This is a genomic window from Amycolatopsis sp. lyj-109 (assembly GCF_046548995.1).
Lineage (GTDB): Bacteria > Actinomycetota > Actinomycetes > Mycobacteriales > Pseudonocardiaceae > Amycolatopsis.
This window is the reverse complement of the sequence record NZ_JAJPWR010000005.1, coordinates 426,635-448,808: the sequence shown is the minus strand read 5'-3', so window position 1 is coordinate 448,808 and position 22,174 is coordinate 426,635. Positions and strand designations below refer to the sequence as shown.

At 70.2% G+C, this 22,174-nt stretch carries 22 protein-coding genes; 3 read left to right on the top strand and 19 right to left on the bottom strand.

Annotation, left to right across the window (positions count from 1 at the left end; translation table 11 throughout):
• Positions 1 to 183: 183 nt before the first annotated feature.
• Both ACLJQF_RS14285 and ACLJQF_RS14280 read right to left on the bottom strand, forming a co-directional pair.
• Positions 184 to 954: a dioxygenase gene (locus ACLJQF_RS14285; RefSeq protein ID WP_410608932.1), complete on the bottom strand. Its 771-nt coding sequence runs from the start codon at positions 952 to 954 to the stop codon at positions 184 to 186.
• A 67-nt stretch (positions 955 to 1,021) separates the two neighbouring features.
• On the bottom strand, positions 1,022 to 1,414 hold the full coding sequence (locus ACLJQF_RS14280; RefSeq protein ID WP_410608930.1) for a helix-turn-helix domain-containing protein: 393 nt from the start codon (positions 1,412 to 1,414) through the stop codon (positions 1,022 to 1,024).
• 66 nt (positions 1,415 to 1,480) lie between these two features.
• Here ACLJQF_RS14280 and ACLJQF_RS14275 point away from each other — a divergent pair, with 66 nt between their 5' ends.
• Positions 1,481 to 1,933, top strand: coding sequence for a MarR family winged helix-turn-helix transcriptional regulator (locus tag ACLJQF_RS14275; protein ID WP_410608928.1), 453 nt, complete (start codon positions 1,481 to 1,483; stop codon positions 1,931 to 1,933).
• Here the strand turns inward: ACLJQF_RS14275 and dnaB are convergent.
• The 12 genes from dnaB to ACLJQF_RS14215 all read right to left on the bottom strand — a co-directional run bounded on the left by dnaB (position 1,930) and on the right by ACLJQF_RS14215 (position 11,717).
• Positions 1,930 to 3,357 (bottom strand): replicative DNA helicase, encoded by a 1,428-nt coding sequence (gene dnaB, locus ACLJQF_RS14270; RefSeq protein WP_410609037.1) that lies wholly within the window; start codon positions 3,355 to 3,357, stop codon positions 1,930 to 1,932. The genes ACLJQF_RS14275 and dnaB overlap by 4 nt on opposite strands.
• A 516-nt stretch (positions 3,358 to 3,873) precedes the next feature.
• Positions 3,874 to 4,665 carry an ESX secretion-associated protein EspG gene (locus ACLJQF_RS14265; RefSeq protein ID WP_410608926.1) on the bottom strand — a complete coding sequence of 264 codons (792 nt, stop codon included), beginning with the start codon at positions 4,663 to 4,665 and terminating at the stop codon, positions 3,874 to 3,876.
• An 88-nt stretch (positions 4,666 to 4,753) separates the two neighbouring features.
• A complete protein-coding gene (locus ACLJQF_RS14260) occupies positions 4,754 to 6,112 on the bottom strand; it encodes a hypothetical protein (protein ID WP_410608925.1) in 1,359 nt (452 codons plus the stop codon).
• Between the two features lies 1 nt (position 6,113).
• Entirely contained in the window at positions 6,114 to 6,713 is a 600-nt protein-coding gene (locus tag ACLJQF_RS14255) for a DUF3558 domain-containing protein (RefSeq protein ID WP_410608923.1), read from the bottom strand.
• A complete protein-coding gene (locus ACLJQF_RS14250) occupies positions 6,710 to 7,066 on the bottom strand; it encodes a hypothetical protein (RefSeq protein WP_410608922.1) in 357 nt (118 codons plus the stop codon). The genes ACLJQF_RS14255 and ACLJQF_RS14250 overlap by 4 nt, the downstream gene beginning before the upstream one ends.
• A 128-nt stretch (positions 7,067 to 7,194) precedes the next feature.
• Complete coding sequence (gene rplI, locus ACLJQF_RS14245; protein WP_354811244.1) at positions 7,195 to 7,656, bottom strand: 50S ribosomal protein L9; 462 nt, start codon at positions 7,654 to 7,656, stop codon at positions 7,195 to 7,197.
• Between the two features lie 14 nt (positions 7,657 to 7,670).
• On the bottom strand, positions 7,671 to 7,919 hold the full coding sequence (gene rpsR / locus ACLJQF_RS14240; protein ID WP_003098744.1) for a 30S ribosomal protein S18: 249 nt from the start codon (positions 7,917 to 7,919) through the stop codon (positions 7,671 to 7,673).
• 43 nt (positions 7,920 to 7,962) lie between these two features.
• Entirely contained in the window at positions 7,963 to 8,481 is a 519-nt protein-coding gene (locus tag ACLJQF_RS14235; protein ID WP_410608919.1) for a single-stranded DNA-binding protein, read from the bottom strand.
• Between the two features lie 17 nt (positions 8,482 to 8,498).
• Positions 8,499 to 8,828: a 30S ribosomal protein S6 gene (rpsF, locus tag ACLJQF_RS14230; RefSeq protein ID WP_323325134.1), complete on the bottom strand. Its 330-nt coding sequence runs from the start codon at positions 8,826 to 8,828 to the stop codon at positions 8,499 to 8,501.
• A gap of 115 nt (positions 8,829 to 8,943) precedes the next feature.
• Entirely contained in the window at positions 8,944 to 9,813 is an 870-nt protein-coding gene (locus tag ACLJQF_RS14225; protein ID WP_410609036.1) for a hypothetical protein, read from the bottom strand.
• A gap of 101 nt (positions 9,814 to 9,914) precedes the next feature.
• Complete coding sequence (locus ACLJQF_RS14220) at positions 9,915 to 10,820, bottom strand: hypothetical protein (RefSeq protein WP_410608917.1); 906 nt, start codon at positions 10,818 to 10,820, stop codon at positions 9,915 to 9,917.
• Between the two features lie 117 nt (positions 10,821 to 10,937).
• Complete coding sequence (locus ACLJQF_RS14215) at positions 10,938 to 11,717, bottom strand: hypothetical protein (protein ID WP_410608915.1); 780 nt, start codon at positions 11,715 to 11,717, stop codon at positions 10,938 to 10,940.
• Positions 11,718 to 11,831: 114 nt separating this feature from the next.
• Here ACLJQF_RS14215 and ACLJQF_RS14210 point away from each other — a divergent pair, with 114 nt between their 5' ends.
• A complete protein-coding gene (locus ACLJQF_RS14210) occupies positions 11,832 to 12,605 on the top strand; it encodes a deoxyribonuclease IV (protein WP_410608913.1) in 774 nt (257 codons plus the stop codon).
• Between the two features lie 125 nt (positions 12,606 to 12,730).
• On the opposite strand, the gene ACLJQF_RS14205 is transcribed toward ACLJQF_RS14210, so the two are convergent.
• Together ACLJQF_RS14205 and ACLJQF_RS14200 are read right to left on the bottom strand one after the other, a co-directional pair.
• Positions 12,731 to 14,281, bottom strand: coding sequence for a glycosyltransferase family 87 protein (locus ACLJQF_RS14205; RefSeq protein ID WP_410608911.1), 1,551 nt, complete (start codon positions 14,279 to 14,281; stop codon positions 12,731 to 12,733).
• Between the two features lie 48 nt (positions 14,282 to 14,329).
• A complete protein-coding gene (locus ACLJQF_RS14200) occupies positions 14,330 to 15,388 on the bottom strand; it encodes an ROK family transcriptional regulator (RefSeq protein WP_410608909.1) in 1,059 nt (352 codons plus the stop codon).
• Between the two features lie 76 nt (positions 15,389 to 15,464).
• Between ACLJQF_RS14200 and ACLJQF_RS14195 the strand changes: the two genes are divergently transcribed.
• A complete protein-coding gene (locus tag ACLJQF_RS14195; RefSeq protein WP_410608907.1) occupies positions 15,465 to 16,511 on the top strand; it encodes a Gfo/Idh/MocA family oxidoreductase in 1,047 nt (348 codons plus the stop codon).
• 75 nt (positions 16,512 to 16,586) lie between these two features.
• Here the strand turns inward: ACLJQF_RS14195 and ACLJQF_RS14190 are convergent, their stop codons facing one another.
• The 3 genes from ACLJQF_RS14190 to ACLJQF_RS14180 form a co-directional block, all read right to left on the bottom strand.
• Complete coding sequence (locus ACLJQF_RS14190; protein ID WP_410608905.1) at positions 16,587 to 18,740, bottom strand: transglycosylase domain-containing protein; 2,154 nt, start codon at positions 18,738 to 18,740, stop codon at positions 16,587 to 16,589.
• Between the two features lie 297 nt (positions 18,741 to 19,037).
• The gene (locus ACLJQF_RS14185) at positions 19,038 to 21,692 is read right to left on the bottom strand and encodes a transglycosylase domain-containing protein (RefSeq protein ID WP_410608903.1); all 2,655 of its coding nucleotides are present in this window, start codon (positions 21,690 to 21,692) and stop codon (positions 19,038 to 19,040) included.
• Positions 21,693 to 21,759: 67 nt separating this feature from the next.
• Entirely contained in the window at positions 21,760 to 22,155 is a 396-nt protein-coding gene (locus ACLJQF_RS14180; protein WP_410608901.1) for a DUF5318 domain-containing protein, read from the bottom strand.
• Between the last annotated feature and the right edge of the window lie 19 nt (positions 22,156 to 22,174).

The window sequence follows — 22,174 nt, the reverse complement described above, 5'->3', positions numbered from 1 at the left end:
CGATCCCCGCTGTCACGGCGGCCGGCGCTCCACCGCGCCGCGAGGGCGACCTCGCACGGAGCGCTCCGGCGACGTGACCGCGGACGCGGGCCACCCGCGAACACCGAATAGCGCTCCTTCCCTGGAGACGACGAGCCCCAGGAGCCACCCGGCTCCTGGGGCTCGCTCGCGTCTCGAGGCAGCTCAGGAGAACTGGAGAGACCGCTTCGCCAGGCCGTGCCAGAAGCCGTCGATCACCGTGCGGCCGGAGCTCTCGGCCGAGGTGGCGCCGAGGGAGACGAACAGCGGCGCGAAGTGCTCGATCCGCGGGTGCGCGAGCGTCGCCGCCGGCGCCTTGTGCCGGAAGTCGAGCAGCGTGTCGACGTCGCCGCTGCGCAGGACCTCGTCACCCCAGTGGTCGAACTCGGCCGACCACGACGGCGGCGTTCCGTCGGTGGCGCGGGCCATGCCGCTCAGGTTGTGGGTGAAGAAGCCGCTGCCGATGATCAGCACGCCTTCGTCGCGCAACGGCGCGAGCTTGCGGCCGACGTCGAACAGCTCCTGCGGGTCGAGCGAGGGCATCGAGACCTGCAGCACCGGGATGTCGGCGGCCGGGAACATCTCCACCAGCGGCACGTAGGCGCCGTGGTCCAGGCCGCGCTCCGGGGCGTCGTGCACCGGCGTCTCGGTGGAGCGGAGCAGCTTCCGGACCTTCGCCGCCAGCTCCGGCGCGCCGGGAGCCGCGTACTGCACCTGGTAGTAGCGCTCGGGGAAGCCCCAGAAGTCGTACACGAGCGGCACCGTCGTCGTCGCCCCGATGGTCAGCGGCGCCTCTTCCCAGTGAGCCGACACGACCAGGATCGCGCGGGGCTTCGGCAGGTCGGCGGACCAGTCGGCGAGCTGACGGGTCCAGGTGGCGTCGTCGGCGAGCGGCGGGGCGCCGTGGCTGAGGTAGAGAACCGGGGTGCGGGTCATCGAGCGCTCCAGTGCTTGAAAGTTCAACTACTAGAGTATCCGACGCCGGCGTGCCCCGGGATATTCCTCAGGCAGCTTCGAGGTTCGCGGCGCACCGTTCCAGGGTCCGCAGCGTGGTGCGGTAGTCGTCGTCGCTGATCCCCTCGACGGCCTTCGCGCGGAACTCCTCGATGCGCGTTTCGACGCGGGCGTGGGCTTCGCGGCCGTCCGCGGTCAGGACGCCGTCCCCGGCGACCCAGCCGCGAGCGCGCAGGTCGGCCACTTTCGGCGCCATCGAACCCTCGCCGGCGGCGAACGGCGCCATCGCCGTGTCGACCTGCTCCGGCGTGCGGGCTCCGAGGGCGATCGTGTTGAGTACCTGCCAGTGCCGGCGGGTCAGCGACTCCGCGTCGAGGGCCTGGGCCATGGAGGATTCGAGGAGCTCGTGGAGGTGGCGAAGCCACCAGCCGAGGGGTTTCATGAGGACTCCGACATGTCAATGAGCAACTGCATGTAAAAGTACATGTAGTTCGGAGGTGGAGCAACCATGCCGGACGCCGTGGCCGACGTCGAGCGCGCCATGATCGCGATCCGCCGCAGCCAGCAGCGGCGCGCCCTCAGCCGGATCGGCAAGGCGAGAGGCCGCGGCGCGCACGACCCGGTGTTCGAGCTGCTCGACGTCGTCGAAGAGCTCGCCGAGCGCGGGGAACCCAGCACGGTGACGGCCTTGAGCGCGGCACTGGGCGTCGACCAGCCACGCGCCAGCCGGCTCGTGGCACGCGCGGTCGAGCAGGGGCTGCTGCGCCGCGAAGCCGATCAGCGCGACGGACGGCGTGCGGTGCTCGTGCCGACCGGAACCGGCCAGGCGCACCTCGACGAGATGCACGCCTTCCGCCGCGGGGTCTTCGCCGAGGTCATGGAGGACTGGCCGGACGAGGACCGCGAGAACTTCGGCCGGCTCCTCACGGCGTTCGTCCGCGGGTACAGCGCTCTCGGCTAGTTCTGCAGCTGGTCGTGCGAGAGGTCCACGAAGCGGCTGTAGTGCAGCTGGTGCGCGACGGTGATCGTCGCCGTCGGCCCGGCGCGGTGCTTCGCGATGATCAGGTCCGCCTCGCCCGCGCGCGGGTCGTCCCGCTCCCAGGCGTCCGGGCGGTTGACCAGGATGACGAGGTCGGCGTCCTGCTCCAGTGAGCCGGACTCACGCAGGTCGGACAGCATCGGGCGCTTGTCCGTGCGCTGTTCCGGACCACGGTTCAGCTGGCTGATCGCGATCACCGGGACCTCGATCTCCTTCGCCAGCAGCTTCATCTGCCGGGAGAACTCCGAGACTTCCTGCTGCCGCGACTCGACGCGCTTGCCGGACGTCATCAGCTGGAGGTAGTCGAGGACGACGAGCTTCAGGTCGTTGCGCTGCTTCAACCGGCGCGCCTTCGCGCGGATCTCCATCATCGTCATGTTCGGCGAGTCGTCGACGAACAGCGGCGCCTCGGAGACCTCGCTCATCCGGCGGGCCAGCCGCGTCCAGTCGTCGTCGGACATCTTGCCGCCGCGCATGTCGGAGAGGCGGATCTTGGCCTCGGCCGAGAGCATGCGCATGACGATCTCGGTCCGGCTCATTTCCAGCGAGAAGATGACGCTGGTCAGCCCGTGCTTGATGGACGCCGACCGGACGAAGTCCAGCCCCAGTGTCGACTTGCCGACACCGGGACGCGCCGCGACGATGATCATCTGGCCCGGGTGCAGCCCGTTGGTGAGTTCGTCGAAGTCGGTGAACCCGGTCGGGATTCCCTGCGACTGCCCGCCGCGCGAAGCGATCGCGTCGATTTCGTCCATCGTCGGCTGCAGCAGCTCTTCCAGCGCGACGTAGTCCTCGCTGGTCCGGCGCTCGGTGACGTCGTAGATCGCGGCCTGCGCGCGGTCGACCACCTCGTCGATGTTCGCGCCGTCGGCCGCGGCCGCGCCGTAGCCGTACTGCACGATCCGGGTGCCCGCCTCGACGAGCCGGCGCAGCACCGCCTTCTCCGAGACGATCTCCGCGTAGTAACCGGCGTTCGCCGCGGTCGGCACCGTCGCGATCAGCGTGTGCAGGTAGGGCGCGCCGCCGACGCGGCCCAGCTCGCCGCGCCGCTCCAGCTCGGCCGACACCGTGATCGGGTCGGCGGGCTCGCCACGGCCGTAGAGGTCGAGGATGCAGTCGTAGATCGCCTGGTGTGCCGGCTTGTAGAAGTCGTCGGGACCGAGCGCCTCGATGACGTCGGCGACCGCGTCCTTCGACAGCAGCATGCCGCCGAGCACGGACTGCTCGGCCGCGATGTCCTGCGGCGGCTGGCGGTCGAAGCCACCGCCACCACCACCGGGTCCGGGGTCGCTGGGACCCGGGTCGGACTCCGCGTACATCGGACTGCGATCGTCGGTCAGCGCCACCGCCCCGGACACCTCCTCATTGTGTCGAACACCCGTTCGATTATGCCGGATCTTCGCTCTCGAAGCACGTGACTGGTGCCCATGCTTTGGTCCACCGGTCGTCCACCGGACCTCGTCCCCCGATGATCGGCGACAACGCCGACCGGCTGCCGCAGACACGCGGAGCGCCACCGTGAGTACAGGCTCGAGCGGGCACGCTAGATCCCCCGGAAGGCCGATGGCAATTCAGGCTGGGGACCCTTCTGTGGACAACCTGTGGATGAACCGGGGTAACCAATCACAGGTGCCGCGAGAGCTGTGGACAAGTTGGGGACAAGCGTGATCGCCTTTGGTGAATCCGCTGGTCAGAGGTTGTGTACAAGGTGTGGAGAACTTGCGGAAAACTCGTCCGGCGTGTCGCGGGAAGTCCGTTCTTCGGCGTGTCGTGGACCAGCTCAGACCCATTGAACGGTGCGACCTGTGGATGAATATCACGGAGGGTAGACGCGTAACCCGGTGGGCTGAACGGCCCGCCGGTCAGGCCGCGGTGAGCCGGCCCTGTGCGCTGCGTAACCGGTCAGCGAGAACGCGCTGGTCGGCCGGGGTGAAGGCGATCCGGCTCTCGCCACGTCCCGGAATCTCCTCGGTCAGCCACCGGCCTTCCGACGTATCGATGTAGTTCACCGGGCGTTCGATCCGGTGCCGCGCACCGGTGCGGCTGCGGGACGCGACGTAGAGGCTGCCGCTCCCCATCCGGCGCAACGCGAGGATCCGGCGGAGCTCTTCGACCTCCTGCGACCCCTCGGCCGGGCGGTCGCTGCGGAGCACCGCGTAGCCGGCCGTGTCAGTGCCCCGGGCGGTCCCTTCGAGCTGGCTCTTCGGCACCGCGAGCGGCGTCCCGCGGCCCGGCGCCAGCTTCGGGATCTGGCCGAGGAAGTCGTCGAGCACTTCGCCCGGACGCGATGACTCCAGCACGACGACGTCCAGTTCTTCGTGCTTGGCCAGCACGAACGCCTCGCCCCCGGCGCTGCCGGCGAGCAGCCGGTAGCTCACCGGCTTGCCCTGGAACCCGCCGTCGATCCAGCCGTAGTACTCCAGCTGGGGCCGGGCGATCGCCTCGATCGTCGCGACGAACCCGGGGTGCATGCCGCGCGGGCCGAACAGCCCGGCCTTGGCGAGCTCGGCGTTGGTCCGCTCGTCCTCGGCGCGCTGGGCCTCGTCGCTGTACCAGGTCGGCGTCTCGGACAGCACCGTGTGCGGCTCGCCGCCCCGGCGCCGGATCAGGGTGATCAGGGCGCCGGTCGTGATGGTGACCTGCCTGTCCAGCACCGCTCTTCCCCCAGTGAGATCGACCTCGGTGAACCCGTCGGACGCCGGGCGCGCCCATCTTGGCACGCGCCCGGTGGTCCCGCGTGCGCTACTCGCCGATGACCGGCGGCGCGGTCAACTCGTCGGTCCCGAAGATGTCGTTCGGGTCGTCGCCGAGCAGGTACTTCGACGTGCGTTCCTCGTCGCCGCCGCCCTGGCCCTTGGCGCCGCCGGGGTGCATGCCGCCCATGCCACCCATCCCGGAGGCACCGGCGCGGCCCGCGGCCGCGCCGCCCATCGCCCCGCCGGCACCCGCGCCGCCCCGGCCGGCCGCGTCGCCACCGCCGGGCATCGCCGCCCCGGTGGAGCCGCCGGGCCCGAAGCCCGCGCCGCCCGGGCCGAAGCCCGCCGACGGGTCGCCGATGCCACCCGAGCCGCCGGGCCCGAAGCCGCCGCCGGGGATGGCGAAGTCGCCCGCGCCACCCGCGCCGCCAGGCCCGAACCCGCCGCCGGCCCCGGGGATCTTCGGCGGGGTGAACCCCGACGAGTGGGTGCCGTCGGAGAAGTTCGGCGGGGTGTAGTTGCCGGCCCCGGGGATCTTGGCCGGGTCGTAGTTCCCGCCCGGGATCTTCGAGGGGTCGAAGTTCGGCGGCTTCGACGGGTCGAAGCCCGGCACCTTGCCCGGGTCGAAGTTCCCGCCGGGGGTGTTCGGCTGGCCGGGGAAGGACGGGACGCTGCCGGCCGGCGGCATGGTGACGCCGGGGACCGAGCCGGTCCCGGTCCCGGTCCCGTTGCCATTGCCGTTGCCGTCCCCCGAGCCGTTGCCGTCCTTGTCGCCCGGCTTCTTCTTGCCGTCCTTGCCGCCGTCGACGTTGACGTTCTCCTGCTGGCCCTGGAGCGCGGCGTACGTCGGCATCTTCTGGCCGTTGTCGTTGCTCGCCTTGTAGTAGGTGTTGAAGGCGTCGACGTTGGCCTGGCCCTTGGAGTTGTAGTCGCGGATCGCCCGGTCGGTATCGGTCGTCCACGGCTTTATCGCGTTGAGCAGGTTGTTCTTCGGCGGTTCCTTCGGCACCTGCTGCACCTGCGCGTGCACCGTGGTGAAGGCGCCGTGCTGTTCCCCGAGGTACTTGTCGGAGTCGGTGAGCTTGGTGCCGGAGTCCTCCATCCACACCCGCAGCGGGTGGGCGCCGGCCTTCTGCGCCGCTTCGGCGCCGCCGCCGGTCCAGGCCGCGTCCATTTCCTTGGAGAGCGCGTCGATCGTGCCGAGGCGTTCCTGGTACGCGCCCTTCAGCCGGTTCGCCGCGGACTGCCCGTTTTCGATCGAACCGGCGCCGGGGCCGGTGGTGATCTTCTCCCAGATGTCGTAGCAGTCGATCTTGCGGTCACCCTGCACCGACGTGTGGTCGTCCGAATGCGTGGTGGCCATGTTGTACGCGGCGAAGCCGCCCAGGAGCACCAGTTCCAGCATCTCAGCCTCCCAAGGTGTGGATCATCGCGTCGCCGAACTTCTGTGCCACCGAACACGGGTCCGACGCACCGGCGCCGTTGTCGTACTGGACCAGGATGTTGACCGCCAGCTGGTCGGTCACCCCGACGAACAGGCCGCACTTGCCGTTCTTGCGGTCGTCCACCGCCGCGGCGAAGACGGACGGGTACCCGTAGGCCTGGGACTCGCCCCAGTAGGCGTCGTTGGCCTTGGTGTCGTAGACGTCCTGCAGCCCGTTCTTGTTCGCCGTCACCGTGGTGACGTCGATCTGGTTGCCCGGGTCGGCGGATTCCTGGAACGTGCAGCTCGGGCCGTTGCCGGTGGTCCGCGGCGCGCCTTCGCCGAGGCCCAGCGAGGAGCGCGCGGACGCGTCGATCGTGGCGCAGGCGTCCGAGGTGATCGACGCGGTGTTCAGCGGCCTCGGCACCCGGGGCGCGGTGTCGGCGGTGGACCGGGTGGTCTCGCTGCCCGATTCGGCCGTGGACGGCGCCGGGTTCGCGGTGCCGCGGGTCTTGCCGGAGCAGCCCGCGACGGCGAGCACGGCGCAGACCAGTGCCGGGACGGCGAGGAGTCGTCGGTTCACGTGGCCTGGTTCCCCGTCTTCGAAAGGTCGGAGTAGGCGTCCGACTCCTTGGTGGTGATCTTCTGCTTCGCGGCGGTCAGCGCCTCGATGTAGTTCTTGACGTAGTCCTGCATCTTCCGGTTCTGCTCGAGGAACGCCTTGCCGGACGGGTTCGCGAGCTTTTCCCAGTCGCCGCTCGCGAACTCCTTGCCGGGCGCCTTCACGTTCGCCATCAGGTTGGCGTCGTCGTAGTCGCGCTTCAGGTCGGCCTGCAGGTCCTGCCACTTCTTGATGACGCCGTCGATCTTGTCGGCGTCGAACGTGAAGCCGCCACCACCGCCGGCCGGCGCGGACATGTTGACCTCGTTACCCATCCCGATCCATCCCCTTCGCGTCGCCGCCCATTCTCCTCCGACGCCGCCACGGTGTCCGAGGTTCCCCGAAAAGCGTGAAGGCGGGCCGCCCACCAGGGAGCGACCCGCCTTCTCACGACGTAACTGCCTTACTGCGCGATGGCCTTGACCTCGAGCCGCACGTCGACCTTCACGTCCGGGTGAAGCCGGGCGCCGACCGAGTGCTTGCCCACGGTCTTGATGTGGTCGCGCAGCTCGATGACGCGCTTGTCGAGCAGCGGGCCACCGGCCGCCTTGATCGCGTCGACGATCTCGCCGGCGGTGATCGAACCGAAGAGCTTCTTGGAGCCCTCGGCCGCCTTGCCGGTGAGCTGGATGGCGCCGAGGCCCTCCAGCGTCGCCTTGATTTCCTTGGCGTGGTCGAGGTCGCGGATGCGACGGCTCTCCTGCGCGCGCTGGATGGTGCGCACGTTCTTCTCCGCGCCCTTGGAAGCCACGATGGCGTAGCCCCGCGGGAGCAGGTAGTTGCGCGCGTAGCCGTCCTTGACCTCGACGATGTCGCCGGGGCCGCCCAGGTTGGCCACGTCCGTGGTGAGGATGATCTTCGCCATGTCAGTGCCCTCCCTTAGCGCGCGGTCGAGGTGTAGGGCAGCAGCGCCATCTCGCGGGAGTTCTTGACCGCGATGGCGATGTCACGCTGGTGCTGGCTGCAGTTGCCGGTGACGCGACGGGCACGGATCTTGCCGCGGTCGGAGATGTACTTCCGCAGCAGGTTGGTGTCCTTGTAGTCGATCAGTTCCGGACGGCCCTTTTTCTCGGCCTTGCAGAACACGCAGACCTTCTTCTTGGGCTTGCGAATGGGTGGCTTGGCCACTGTCTACTCCTGGTAATTCAAATCTGTGTGGATGTGTACGAGATCAGAAGGGGGGCTCGTCCGAGAAGCCGCCGCCACCGCCGCCGCTCGCGGCCGGGGCGGAACCCCACGGGTCGTCGGCCGGCATTCCGCCGCCGCCACCGCCACCGCGGTTCCCGCCGCCACCGCCGCCGCCGAAGTCACCGCCGCCGCCACCGCGGCTGACCTTGTTGACCTTGGCCGTGGCGTAGCGCAGCGAAGGGCCGATCTCGTCGACCTCGAGCTCGACGACGGTCCGCTTCTCGCCTTCCTTCGTCTCGAACGACCGCTGCTTCAGGCGGCCCTGCACGACGACGCGGGCGCCGCGGGTCAGGGACTCGGCGACGTTCTCCGCCGCCTGCCGCCAGATGTTGCAGCGCAGGAACAGCGCCTCGCCGTCCTTCCACTCGCCCGACTGCTTGTCGAGCGTGCGGGGCGTGGACGCGACGGTGAAGTTCGCGACCGCCGCGCCGGACGGGGTGAAGCGCAGTTCCGGGTCGGACGTCAGGTTGCCGATCACCGTGATGACGGTGTCTCCAGCCATCGGGAATACCCTTCGGCTCAGGCCTTGGCGGCGACGGGCGGCTTGGCCGCGGCGCGCTTGATCTCGCGACGCATGACCTTGGTGCGGAGCACGGTCTCCTGCAGCGACAGCTGGCGGTCCAGCTCCTTCACCGCGTCCGAAGACGAGTTCAGGTCCAGCAGGGCGTAGATGCCCTCGGCGTGCTTCTTGATCTCGTACGAGAGGCGACGACGGCCCCAGACATCGACCTTCTCGACGCTTCCGCCCGAAGTGCGGATCACGTTGAGGAACGTGTCGAGGGTGGGGGCGACCGTACGCTCGTCGAGCGTGGGGTCCAGGATGACCATTACCTCGTAATGGCGTGACACAACCACTCACCTCCTATGGGCTCGCGGCCACGGACTGTCCGTGGCAGGAGGGTTTGTCCAGGTAAGGCTACCTGGGGGCCCCGGCAGGGCCGGACAGCGGGTCTCTTCTCGGGGGTCAGCCGGCCCGGCGCAGGACCCAGGTACGGACCAGCCCGGCGGTCACCCCGGCGAGCACGATCACCGCGATCAGCATGGGCAGCTGCACGTCGTTCGACGCGCTGTTCGAGGCCAGCGACTGCGCGTTGCCGGCGTCGCGGATGTCCGCGCCCTGGCCGCTCTGGTCGCCCGCGCCCGCCTGCGGGGCGGCCGCGTCACCGGGCAGGGTGCCGTTCGCCGGGTAGCGCACACCGGGGGCGACGGCCGTGCCGGCGGTCGCCGTCGGGATGCCGCTGTAGTCGCGCATCGGCGCGCTGCCGCCCGTGCCGCCGGCGGTGCCCGGGTTGAGGTTCGAGAGGTTGCCGGACGCGCCGGGAAGGGTGTCGGTGCGTGCCTGCGTGCCGCCGGCGCCGTTCGTGGCCGCGCTGCCCGGTGCGATGTAGTTGGTGGCGATCGTGGTCAGGCCGCAGCCCTTGGCGACGGTCGACGAAATCGCGCTGAGCACCTCGGATTTGGTGCCGTCCAGCACGCCAAGGCCGTTCGCGCCCTTCAGCGCGGTGGCGACGGCGCTGCCGATCGCGGCGCCCTCGACCGTGCCGCCCGCCGCGTTCGGCACCTGGCCGACGGTCAGCGCGCCCTTGCCCGCGATGGTGTCGGCGAGGGAATCCGGCCACACGCTCGCGAAGGTCCAGAAGTGGCTGTTGACGTAGTCCCGCGCGCCCTTGCGGACCAGTTCCTTCACCGAGGTGCCGGCGACGGCCACCGTGTCGCCCATGCTGCCGTTGACCGAGCCCGTGCAGGTGCCCGCGAGGGTCGTCGCGGCGGAAGCGGTGCCCGTGGAGAGGAACGCGCCACCGACCATGAATGCGGCAATGGCGGTGACGGTCATGATCTTCCGCACGAGCTGTCCTCCAGGGAATTACGGGGGCGTCGTTCGAGGCAACATCAGGATGAACGACCGAGATACGTGAAAGATACTCGGCAGTTGGCTCAACTTGCAGCGGCCATTCGGCGGAGCACCCAGGTCCGGACCAGCCCCGCGCTGACTCCGGAGAGTGCCAGAACCGCAATCAACAGCGGAAGATCAGACCCGTTCGTGAATCCGTCCGATGCCGAGGGTAGCGCTTCGGCCTGGCCTGCGGTCTGGACGCCGGAATTGCCGTCCGACGCGCCATCCGGACCGGTGAGGCCGTATTGCGGGGCGTAACCGGGGATCTGGCTGCCGTACCGGATCGCCGGTGACGGGGAGAACAGCCCGGCCGTCGCGAACGGGATGCCGCTGTAGTCGCGCATCGGGGCGTAGCCGGTGCCGAAGGTGAACGGGAAGCCGCCGAACACCGGGGTGCTCGCGAAGCCGGGCAAGAGCGGGCTGTTCGCGTCCGGGATCGGCGTGGTGCCCGCCGGGGTGCCGCCCTGCGGCGCGCCCCCGGACCCACCTTGGGCCGGCGGCTGCTGCGGATTGCCGCCGGTGCCACCCGGTTGCTGCGGGGCGGGCTGGCCGCCACCGCTGAGCGAGCGGAGGCCCTGCTGGGTGCCGCCGGTCACGCCCTGGACGCCCTGGTTGATTGCGCTTGCCGCGGGTGCGCCCACTCCCGGGAGCGGCGCGACGACGGTGTTCACCACGTTCACCGTGACCTGGCAGAGGGTGCCGAGGATGGCGTTGATCGTTCCGGTCAGCACCTTGGTGCCTTCGGTGACAACGCCGAGGTTGAGCGGGAGGCCGAGCAGCGGCGTCGTGGCCTTGACCGTGTCGCCGGGCTTGGCGCTGACCGTGTCACCGCACTTGGCCGTGATCGTGTCGGCCGAGGCGGTGCCCGGCATCCCGAGCACAGCTGAACCCGCGAGGACGACCGCCGCCGCGCCGACCGCCGTTGCCCTCCGTGTCCGATCCTGCATGCTCGCCGCCCCTGGTGTCGTCGCCTTCTACCCAGGACAACGACGCTAGGGCAGCTCGGTGACGCCCGCTTGCTCAGAAGTGTCCGGCAATCGGGTGGAAGCGGTGGTCACCGTGCGTCAGGCGGGGCTGCGGCGGATCCAGGCCCGGACGAGCGCGGCCGCGACGATCGCCAGCGCCAGCACGGCGAGCAGCATCGGCAGCTTCGCCGGCGGCGTGACGCCGGGCAGCGCTTCCGCGGTGCCGGACTTCTGCGTGTCGACGGTCGGCGGCGGGACCTGCTGGCCAGGGATGATCTGCGCGATCACCGGCGCCTGCACCAGGGTGCCCGGGAGCAGCGCGGCGTTGGTGAAGATGCCCGAGATCGCGTCGCCCGGCAGGCCCGCGCTCCCCTGGCCGGTGACGACCGGGCCGGTGCTGCTGCCCGGCGGGTTCGGTGCCGGGCTCGGCGGGGTCGGGCCGGGCTGCGGCGGCTTCGGGCCCGGCGCCGGTGGCGGCGGCGGCAGCTCGGAGGCCACGCCCTGGGTCAGGCCGCCGACCGCGTTGACCGTGCCCTGCGCGGCCGGGCAGACGCCCTTCGCCGCGGCGTCGCCGACCAGCGGCACCTGGCCGATGCCGAGCGCTTTCACCGTGTCGCCGAGCGGCAGCGTCAGCAGAGGTGCCGAGCCGTTCGTGTTCCGCGAGCTCGAGTCGAGGCCCACGGTGAGCTGGTTCGGGGCGTTCAGCGGGGCGCCGGCGTCGAGCGTCAGGCCGGACGAGCCCCCTTGCTGCAGGGTGGCTTCGCAGCTCCCGCCGAGCGTCGGGCTGGTGTCGGCGCTCGCCAGGCCCGGCACCGCGAGCGCGGCCGAAGCGGCGATCGTGAACCCCAGTGCGGTGATCCGGGCGACGTGCTTCCCCATCATGCCCTCCGGCAGTCGGACCAATCTGGATCACGGAACGCGCTCACGGTACTCCACGAGCGTCACCAACCGGGCTCTCCGGCCGGAAACGGTGTCCGGAGTACCGTGCTCGGCATGCTGATTGGCGCCCATGTCCGTGACGACGACCCGTTGATCGCGGTCGTCGAACGCAAAGCCGACGTCGTCCAGTTCTTCCTCTCCGACCCGCAGGGCTGGAAGGCCCCGAAGCCGCACCCGCACGGCGAAGCCATCGCGGCCGACCCGGTCGAGGTGTTCATCCACTCGCCGTACCTCATCAACGTGGCTTCCCTGAACAACAAGATCCGGATCCCGTCCCGGAAGAACGTCACGCAGCACGCGGACGGCGCCGCGGCGATCGGCGCGAAGGGCCTGATCGTGCACGGCGGGCACGTCGGCGCGAACGACGATGTCGAGGCCGGCCTGGACAACTGGCGCAAGCTGTTCGAGCGCGAGCAGGAGAAGGGCGGCTTCAAGGTCCCGATCCTGATCGAGAACACCGCCGGCGGCGAGAACGCGATCACCCGCGACCTCGACGTGATCGCCCGGCTGTGGGACAAGGTCGGCGAGTTCGGCGCCGGGTTCTGCCTGGACACCTGCCACGCGTTCGCCGCGGGCTGGGACCTGGCGACCGCCGTCGAAAAGGTCAGGGCCATCACCGGCCGGATCGACCTGGTGCACCTCAACAACTCCCGCGACGAGTTCGGCTCGACCCGCGACCGGCACGCGAACGTCGTCAAGGGCGAGGGCACGATCGACCCCGAGGTGCTGGTCGCCGTCGCCCGCGAGGCGGGAGCCCCGGTCGTCGTCGAGACGCCGGCCGAGGGGCAGGCCGCCGACATCGCCTACCTGCGCGAACAGCTCGGCTGACGGTCTGCCGCAGCTGGTCGTGAGTGGTAATTCGGGTTAGAACCCGAATTACCACTCACGACCACCAGCCACGGCACACGGTGACCTTGTTTCCCCAGGTCACGCACACAAGTGTCTCGGTAGTACTAGACGGTCACGGCCCGCCGGCGGCGCCGGGTGGCGTTCGGGATGATCACGTCCCGGGCGCCGTCGAGGAAGCCGCCGGCCGGGTCGTCGTCGCCGTCCATCCGCACCAGGTCGGTGGCCGGGCGGTAGATCTCCCGGACCACCAGCACGCACAGCCCGACGACGGCGAGGTCGCGGAGCACGACCGTGCCCAGGAACCAGCCTTCGGGCAGTCCTTTGTGGTCGACGCCGAGGTAGTAGAACATCCGCGGCACCCAGACGACGGCGTCGATCAGCATCCAGCCGAGCAGCAGCCGCCAGCGCGGGATGGCCAGCACCGCCAGCGGGACGAGCCACAGCGAGTACTGCGGGCTCCACACCTTGTTCGTCAGCAGGAACGCGGCCACCACGAGGAACGCGAGCTGGCCGACGCGCGGCCGTCGTGGCGCGGCGAGCGCGAGGTAGGCGATCCCGGCGCAGCAGGTCAGGAACAGCACGGCCACCGTGAGGTTCAGGTACGTCGGTGTCTGGTTCTTCTGCAGCACGCCGTCGAACCCGGGCCAGCCGGAGACGTACGAGAACACGTTGTAGAGCGAGTCCGGGTCCATCGGCCGCAGCGTGCTCATCCGGAAGAACTCCCACCAGCCGCGGGTCGCGGTGAGGATGAACGGCGCGTTCACCGCCAGCCACGTCAGGACGGCGGCGCCCGCGGTCTTCCAGAACGGCGTCAGCTTGCCCGCGCGCAGGCACAGCGCGAACAGCACGCCGAGCAGGAAGAGCGGGTACAGCTTCGCCGTCGCGCCCAGCCCGAGCAGGATGCCGGCGAGCAGCGGGCGTTTCCGCGCCCAGGCGAGCAGGCCGGTCGCGGTGAACGCGGTCGCGACGGCGTCGAAGTTGGTGAAGGCGTGCACCAGTACCAGTGGCGAGATCGCCACCAGGACCATGTCCCACGGACGGCGTTTCACGGTCCGGCCGGTCGCCCAGACGGTGACGAGCCAGGCAAGCCCGAGGAAGAGCGCCGTGATGTCGAAGTAGATCGCCACCGGCAGCGCGCCCGGCAGCCAGCCGGCCTGGGCGACGTTGTACCAGCCCGCCGCGAGTTTTGCGTTCGCCCACTGGAAGAGGCCGGTGAACACCGGGTACTCCATGTACCGGGTGTTGTTCTCGGCGGTCTGCGAGCTCTCCTTCCACGACGTGTAGTACGGGAAGGTGCCCGGCCGGTCGAGCCGCTCGGAGCCGTAGAGCGGCACGATGTCGGAGTAGCACATCGCGACGAACGGGCGGCCCGCCCGCCAGTCGAGCTGGGTGGCGCCGCTGGAGTCCTGGTACTGCTGGATGCAGGAGCCCTTGCCGAACCAGCACAGCATCAGCGCCAGCGTGGCCAGCAGCAGCCCGACGCGCTGGGGTGACCAGAACCAGTGCCTGCCGACCGCCGCGTGCTCACCGAGCGGGCCGCCGATCGGTCTGGTGACCGCCGCGGCGAGGGGCTCGTTCCAGCTGGGGACGACCCGTTCCGCCCTGGTCAGCGTCACCGGGCCGGGTTCCGGCTCCCGCGTGGTCTCCTCTGGCACGAGGCGGATCGTATCGGTGATCCGTGCGCGCGGCGGTGAAGCCGGTGATCATGCCGGATTCGCGTAGAACGAGGCCAGCACCTCGGCGGCCGCGCCGCGGGTGACGATCTCCTCGCCGGAGGCGTCTTCGACGACCTCGATCCGCTGCCAGTGCGGTAGCGGCAGCAGCTCCTCGAGCCGGGTCGAGACGGCTTCGCGGTGGACGTCCGGCTCGTCCCGGACCGCCCGCCCGGCCAGCACGATCCGCTCCAGGTCGAGCACCTGCACCAGGTCGGCCAGCCCGATGCCGAGGAAGCCGGCGGCGGCCCGGGTGTCCGGTGCCCGCTTGGCCATGATCTCGACGCAGCCGCGTCGCCCGCAGGCGCAGCGCGGCCCGTCGAAGGCGATCGTGGTGTGCCCGAACTCACCCGCGTTGGTCCGCGGGCCGCGGTAGAGCCGCCCGTCGATCAGCAGGCCGACGCCGATGCCGGTGCCGACGAGCACCACCGCGGTCGCCGTCGGCTCGCCGTGCGGCCACAGCCGGGCGAACGCGGCGGCGTTGGTGTTCTTGTCCAGCGTCACCGGCAGCCCGGTGCGCTTTTCGAGCAGGTCACGCAGGGGGACGTCGTGCCAGCCGGGCATGTTCGTCGCGTCGCGGACCAGGCCGGCGCGGTGGTCCAGCGGGCCGACCGCGCCCAGGCCGAGGCCGAGGACGTCGAAGCCGTCGGCGAGTTCGAGCGCGGTGGCCCCGATGGCGTCGACGGCCTGCGCGGGCGTGAAGCCGGGCGGCAACGGTCCGCCCGCGGTCTCCTCGACCTCGCCGACGAGGTTGGTGCGCAGCACGCGGTACTCGTCGCGGTCGAGGCGCGCGCCGAGCGCGTGCTTGGCGCCCGCCCGGATGCGCAGGGCCGTGCGGGGTTTGCCAACGCCGGCGGACGGCTGCCGCTGCTCGTCCAGCAGGCCGGTGTCGAGGAGCTCGGGGACGATCTTGGAGACGGCCTGCTGGGTGAGCCCGGTCAGTTCGGCGAGCTCCACCCGGCTGAGGCCGCCGGCGCGCAGGATGTGCGTGAGCAGCAGGGCACGGTTGTGTGCGCGCACGTCGCGCAGGTTCACCCCGGTCTCCGCCATGGACAGGATCTTCGCACGTCTGGTCAGTTAGGCAACGCTGTTGTTTTATTACGGGGCGGCGGGGTTTAATAGCGACATGGCGGACGACTTGCGCGTGGGCATCCTCGGGTACGGCATCGGGGGCCGCGTCTTCCACGCGCCCCTGGTGGCGGCGACGCCCGGGCTCACCCCGGCGGTGATCACGACGTCGGGCAACGCCGCTCAAGCACGCACCGACCACCCCGGCGCGGAGGTCGTGCCGGACGCCGACGCGTTGTTCGAGCGGGCGGGCGACCTCGACCTCGTCGTGGTCAGCACGCCGAACCGCACGCACGTGCCGCTCGCGCTGCGGGCGATCGAAGCCGGCCTGCCGGTGGTCGTCGACAAGCCGTTCGCGCCGACCGCCGCCGAGGCCGAGCGGGTCGTCGACGCGGCGAAGGCGGCGGGTGTCGGCCTGACGGTCTTCCAGAACCGCCGGCTCGACTCCGACTTCCTCACCGTGCGGAAGGTCCTCGGCTCCGGACGGCTCGGCGAGGTGTTCCGCTTCGAGTCCCGCTACGACCGCTGGGTGCCGAAGCCCAAGGACAACTGGCGCGAGTTCGGCGACCCGGCCGAGGCCGGCGGCCTGCTCTACGACCTCGGCGCGCACATCGTCGACCAGGCGCTGCAGCTGTTCGGCCCGGTCACCCGGGTCTACGCGGAGACCGACCGCCGCCGGGCGGGCGTCCAGGTCGACGATGACGTCTTCGTTGCGCTGCACCACGCGAACGGCGTCCGCTCGCACCTGTGGGCGACCGCGCTCGCGGGCACGCAGAACCCCCGGTTCCGGATCCTCGGCGACCGGGCGACGTTCACCAAGTACGGGCTCGACGTGCAGGAACCGCAGATCAAGTCGGGCCTGCGTCCCGGCGACGCCGGTTGGGGCACCGAGCCCGCGGCGGACGCCGGAAAGCTCGGCGTCGGCCCGGACGTCGAGACCGTGCCCACCGAGGTCGGCCGCTACGAGCAGTTCTACGCCCAGGTGCGCGACGCCCTGCGCGGCGAAGGCGAGTTCCCGGTCGACCCGGCGTCGTCGGTCGAGGCCCTGCGCGTCATCGAGGCGGCCCACCGCTCCGGCGTCGAAGGTGTCGTGGTCGAGCTCTGACCCCCTGACCGGCCGTGACCTCGGTGACCCCCAGCTCCGAGGTCACGGCCTCCTTCCCCGTCCGGCCCGTCGTGCTCACTGGCCGGAGTTCGACTGGCCGGTGTCGTTCCCGTTGCCGTTCCCATTGCCGCGCACCCGGCCGTCGCGCCGATCGTTGCCGCGCACGCCGTTCTGCTGCTGTTGCTGCTGGTCCTGGTTGCCGCCACGACCGATGGTGAAGCGCTGATCCTGCTGCTGCTGTTGTTGTTGCTGGAACTGCTGCTGTTGCAACTGCTGCTGCTGGAACTGGAGCTGAAGTTGCAGCTGGTCGTCCTGCGGCGAGGTGATCGCCTGGACGCGGTCGAAGCGCTCGGCCGGTTTCCCGGTCAGGTAGAGCTGCATGAACCGTTGCCACACCGGGCCGGCCACGACCGACGGCGTCAGCGGTGCGCCGGTCGGGCCGCGCAGGTCCTTGTCGCCGTCGCCGCCCACCCAGACCGCCGCGGACACCGAGGGTGTGTAGCCCACCATCCACGTTTGCGAGTTCGTGTTCGCCGCCGACGCGGGTTCGTCGTCGCCGGGGGTGTGCTGCTGGGTGCCGGTCTTGCCCGCGCACTCGTGGCCGGCCGGGCAGGTCAGCCGCGAGAACGGGATGACCGGCGCCAGCGCGGCGGTCACGTTCCCGGCGATCTGGCGGCTCTTGCCGCGGTCGTTGTCCGCGAACGCGTCCGTCGCGCGCACGTCGGCCTCGTAGGCGGTTTCGCCCTGGGAGTTCGTCACCTTCTGCACGAAGTGGCGGCCGTGCTGGACGCCGCCGGCGGCGAAGGTCGCGTACGCCGCGGCCATGTCCGCCGGCGTGACCGCGGTCTGGCCGCCGCCGATGGAGATGTTGTTGTCCCCGGTGAACAGCTGGCTGCGGCCGCCGGTGTCCTTCGTGCGGATGCCGGCCTCCTGCGCGGCTTCGGCCACCCCGCCCGGCTTGGTCACGTTGAGCACCATGTCGTAGAAGACGGTGTTGGTGGACCGCTGCATCGCCTCGGCCACCGTGCACTGCTCCGAGCAGCTGCTGCTGGTGCCGGCGTTGCGCACCGGCAGCGGCACGTCGGGGAACGTCCGCGGCGAGCGGCCGTCGAAGACCGCGTTGAGCCCGCGGCCGCCCTTGAGGAATGCCGTGAGGTCGAACGGCTTCATCGACGATCCGGGGTTGTGCGCTTCGTCCGCCCAGTCGCGTCCGGCCTGGTCTTCACCGTTCGGGCCCTTCACGATCGGCGCGCCGCCGTAGTAGGCGAGCACGCCGCCGGACTTCGGGTCGACGGCGACCAGCGCGTCGAGGATGCGGTCGTCGGTCTGCCCAGCCATGCCTTCGGCCACGGCTTTCTCGGCGGCTTCCTGCGCCTTCGAGTCGATCGTCGTGAACACCTGGAACCCGCCCGAGTAGTACTTCTCCTCGGGAATTCCCGCCGCGGCCAGCTCGGCCTTGACCTGCTTCTTGACGAACGGGTTGAGCTTGGTCCCCTGTTGCGATTCGACGAGCGGGATCGGCGTCGGGAACTTCGCCGCCTTCCGGTCCGCGGCGGTGAGGTAACCGTTGCGCTGCATGCGGTCCAAGGCGGTGTTCCACCGGTCACGGGCCACCGTCGCGTTCTCCGACCGGCCCGGCTGCTGGATCAGCCCGGCGAGCAACGCGGCCTCGGAGTAGTTCAGTTGGGCAGCGTCCTTGCCGAAGTACGCCTGCGCTGCCGCCTGGACGCCGTACCTGCCGCGGCCGAAGTAGATGGTGTTGAGGTAGGCGGTGATGATGTCCGCCTTCTGGTAGGTCTGGTTCATCTTGAACGACTTCGCGAGCTCGACCCACTTGCGGGTCAAGGTCGGGGAGTCGTCGCCGGAGGAGACCTTGATGTACTGCTGCGAGATCGTCGACCCGCCACCGGACCCGCCGGTGACCTGGTTGTAGGCGGCCCGCAGGATGCCGGAGACGTCGAACCCGGAGTTGGTCTCGAAGGACGCGTCCTCGGTGGCGATCACGGCCTTCTTGACGACGTCCGGGATCTGGGCGGGGTCGAGGAGCTGCCGGTTCCCGCCCGTGGGCACGTCTTTGCCCATCTCGGTGCCGTCGGCGTAGAGGTAGGTGACCGCCTGGCCCTGCGACTGTGCGACCGAGTCCGGCGAAGGCACGTCGACGGCGAAGTACGTGATCACGAAGGCGACCGCGGGCACCAGGAAGAACAGGCCGGACAAGACGTACAGCACCCGGCGCACCGTCTTCCAACGACGACGTTTGCGCTGGTCCGGAGGCGGGGCCGGGGTGACATCGGCGGCGAGGTCGTCCGGTTCGGCCGGCCGCGGGAGAGGACGGCGTGGCTGGTAGCGACCACGCGGAACCGGCCTGCGGCCGGACCTCGAGCGATTTCGGTCGGTGTACACGGGCCGTCCTCGGTACGCCGGTGGGCTGCGGGCGCAAACCCCTCGACACTCCACACGGACCACGGACGGCGGTGGTTCACGAAACGGAGAGGCCCCGCACTGAAAACAGTGCGGGGCCTCCGGTCAGCCTTCTTCCCCACCTGGTGGCCGGGCCAACCCGTCGCCGGGCAGCGGCGGGGTCGACCCGCCCGGACCCGGCCGGGGCGTCCGGCTCGTCCTCGGTGTCGTGGTCTCGGAATCGGTGGACGTCTCGGGCGGCGTCTCGGACGTCGGCGTCGGCGGCGTCTGGGACGCCGTCGGCGTGTCCGAGGGCTTCGACTGCGTCGTGGTCACCTCGTTGGCGTCCTTGCCGATCGGGTCGACCTTGTCGAACTGCTCCGGCGGGGTCCCGTTCAGGTAGTTCTTCATGAACTCTTGCCAGATGGGCCCGGAGATGGTGCTACCGAAGATCGGCTTGTTCTTGTTGTCGTGCAGCGGGATGTTGCCGTCGCCGCCGACCCAGACCGCGGCCGAGACCGACGGCGTGTAGCCGACCATCCAGGTCTGGGCGTTGCGGTCCTTGTACGCCGCGGGGTCGCCGTCGCGCGGGTCGTACTGCTGCGTACCGGTCTTGCCGGCGCACTGGTGACCGGTCGGGCACTCCAGGTTGGAGTGCTTGATGACCGGGCCGAGCGCCGTGGTCACGTTGCCGGCGATCTGCGCGGTCTTCTGCGCGTCGGTGTCGAACGCGGGCTTGGCCTGGTACTTGCTCTCGTCGAACTCGACCTCGTCCTGGGCGTTGGTCAGCTTGGCGACGAAGTGGGCCGGACGCTGCATGCCGTCGCCGGCGAAGGTGGCGTACCCCGCGGCCATCGCCTCCGGCGTGGCCACGGTGGCGCCACCGCCGAGCGCGATGTTGATGTCGCCGCTCATCGCCGGCGACGTCGGAACGCCCGCCTCGTTGGCAGCTTCGGCCACCCGCTTCGGCTTCGTTACGTTGTAGACCATGTCGTAGAACACGGTGTTCGCCGAGATCTCCATCGCCGTGGCGACGGTGCACTGCGTGCCGCAGCTGGAACTCTCGCCCGCGTTGCGGATCGTCTTCGGCGGGTCGCCGAACTTCCGGCCGCTGGATCCGTCGAAGGTGTCCCCGAGGCCCTTGCCCATCTTCAGGTACGCGGTGAGGTCGAACGCCTTGAACGACGAACCCGGGTTCCGCGCCTGGTTGGCCCGGTCCTGGCCGGTCTGGTCTTGGCCCTTGTCGTTCTTCACGATGTCCGGGCCGCCGTAGTAGGCGAGGACGCCGCCGGTCTTCGGGCTCACCGCGACCAGCGCGCTGAGGAGCCGGTCGTCGGTCTGGCCCTTCATCTTGTCCGCGACCGCGTCCTCGGCCGCCTTCTGGGCCTTGGGATCGATCGTGGTGTAGACCTTGGCGCCGGTCGCGTGCAGCTTGGCGCTGTCGTAGCCCTCGTCCGCCAGCTCGTCGTCGATCCGCTGCTGGATGTGGAACGACATCGACTGGCTGGTGTCCTTCGCCGCCTTCGGGACCGGCGTCGGGAACTGCGCGCCCGCGCGTTCGTCGGCCCGCAACCACTTGTTGGCCACCATCTGGTCCATCACGTAGTTCCAGCGGCGCTGCGCGTACTCCTGGTTCTCCGACTTGCTCGGACCCTGGATGAGACCCGCGAGCAGCGCCGCCTCGGACGGGCTGAGGTCCTTGGCGTCCTTGTTGAAGAAGTTCTTCGCGGCTGACTGGATCCCGTTCGACGAGCGGCCGAAGTAGACGATGTTCAGGTAGCCCGTGATGATCTCTTCCTTGGACTCCTGGTTGTTCATCTTGAACGACTTGGCCAGCTCGGTCCACTTGCGGGTCAGCGTCGGGGCGTCGTTCTCCGTGGCCTTCTTGATGTACTGCTGGGAGATGGTCGAACCACCGCCCTGGCCGCCGGTCGCCTGGTTGAAGACCGCGCGCAGGATGCCGGTGAAGTCGAAGCCGGAGTTGGTCTCGAACGTCGAGTCCTCGGCGGCGTAGACGGCGTGCTTGACGACGTCGGGGATGTCGCCCGGCTTGACCAGCTGGCGGTCGCCGCCCTTCGGCAGTGCCTTGCCCATCACCGTCTTGCCGTCGGCGTAGTAGTACGTGATCGGCTGGCTCTGCAGCGCCGCGACGCTCTCCGGCGTCGGCACGTCGACCATGAAGTAGGTGATCACGAACGCGATCGCCGGAACGATGAAGAAGACGCCGACGCACGCGTACGCGACTCGCCGGATGATCTTCCAGCGGCGCTTCTTCCGCTGCGCCGGGGTGAGGACCTTGCGGCCCTTCTCGTCGAGCTCCTGCTGGGGCTCGACGTCGTCGGCGAACTCGTCGAAGCGGTCGTCGTCGTCATACGGGTCGTAGCCGTCTTCGGTCCCGTTGTGCGCGTGGTGGGTGATGAGATCCGGCTCACGCTCGGGTTCCGGCTGCGGACGACGGCCGGCGGGCGGTGGCTGCCGGAAGCCCTGCGGCGGCGAGCCGGGCGGCCCACCGGGACGGCGCCCGCCGTCCGGAGGCGGCTGGCGACGGCCGGCCGCGCCGTTGGCGGCCTGCGGACGTCGTGGCTGGTCACCGGGCCTCTGCTGGCCACCTTCGTCGCCGGCGGGCCACGCCGGGCCACCCTGCCGGGCATTGCCGCGGGGCGGAGTGGCGCGCCGGGGCGACTCACCGGGCCACGCCGGCGCCGCGTCTTCGCCCGGCCACTGGGCACGGCGAGGTGCGTCTGGCTCCTGGTTCGGCCAGGAGCGGTTGTCGTCGGTCACGGATGGGCCTCCCGGAGCAGTACCCGCAGGGGTACTGACCTGCGTGTTGCGATGGTCGTGCGGTGGCTCACCGGCCTGCGGTCCTTCGCGGACCCGCCGGTTCCCCTGTGCCCAGGACGTATGACCGGACCAAGTGGTTCCAGTGGCAGGCCCGGCACACTTCGACGTCGTACACGGTGAACTCGGCGAACAAGCCGGCCATCCTGGCCAGCTCCTCGGGGTTCCTCGCCGAGCCCGCGACGTGCTTGAGCTCGTCGCCGTAGACCCAGGACACCAGGGTCAGCGGCTCCTGGCGGCAGATCGGACAGGGCTGATCACCGTCCCGGCCGTGGAATTTCGCCGCCCGCAACAGGTACGGGCTCGCGTCGCAGGCTTCGTAGCTGCCGACGCGCCCGGAGCGGACTTCGGCCAGCAGCGCACGGCGCTGCAAGGCGAAGTCCACGACCTGCCGCTGGTTAATCACGAGGACAGAGTACGGGCTG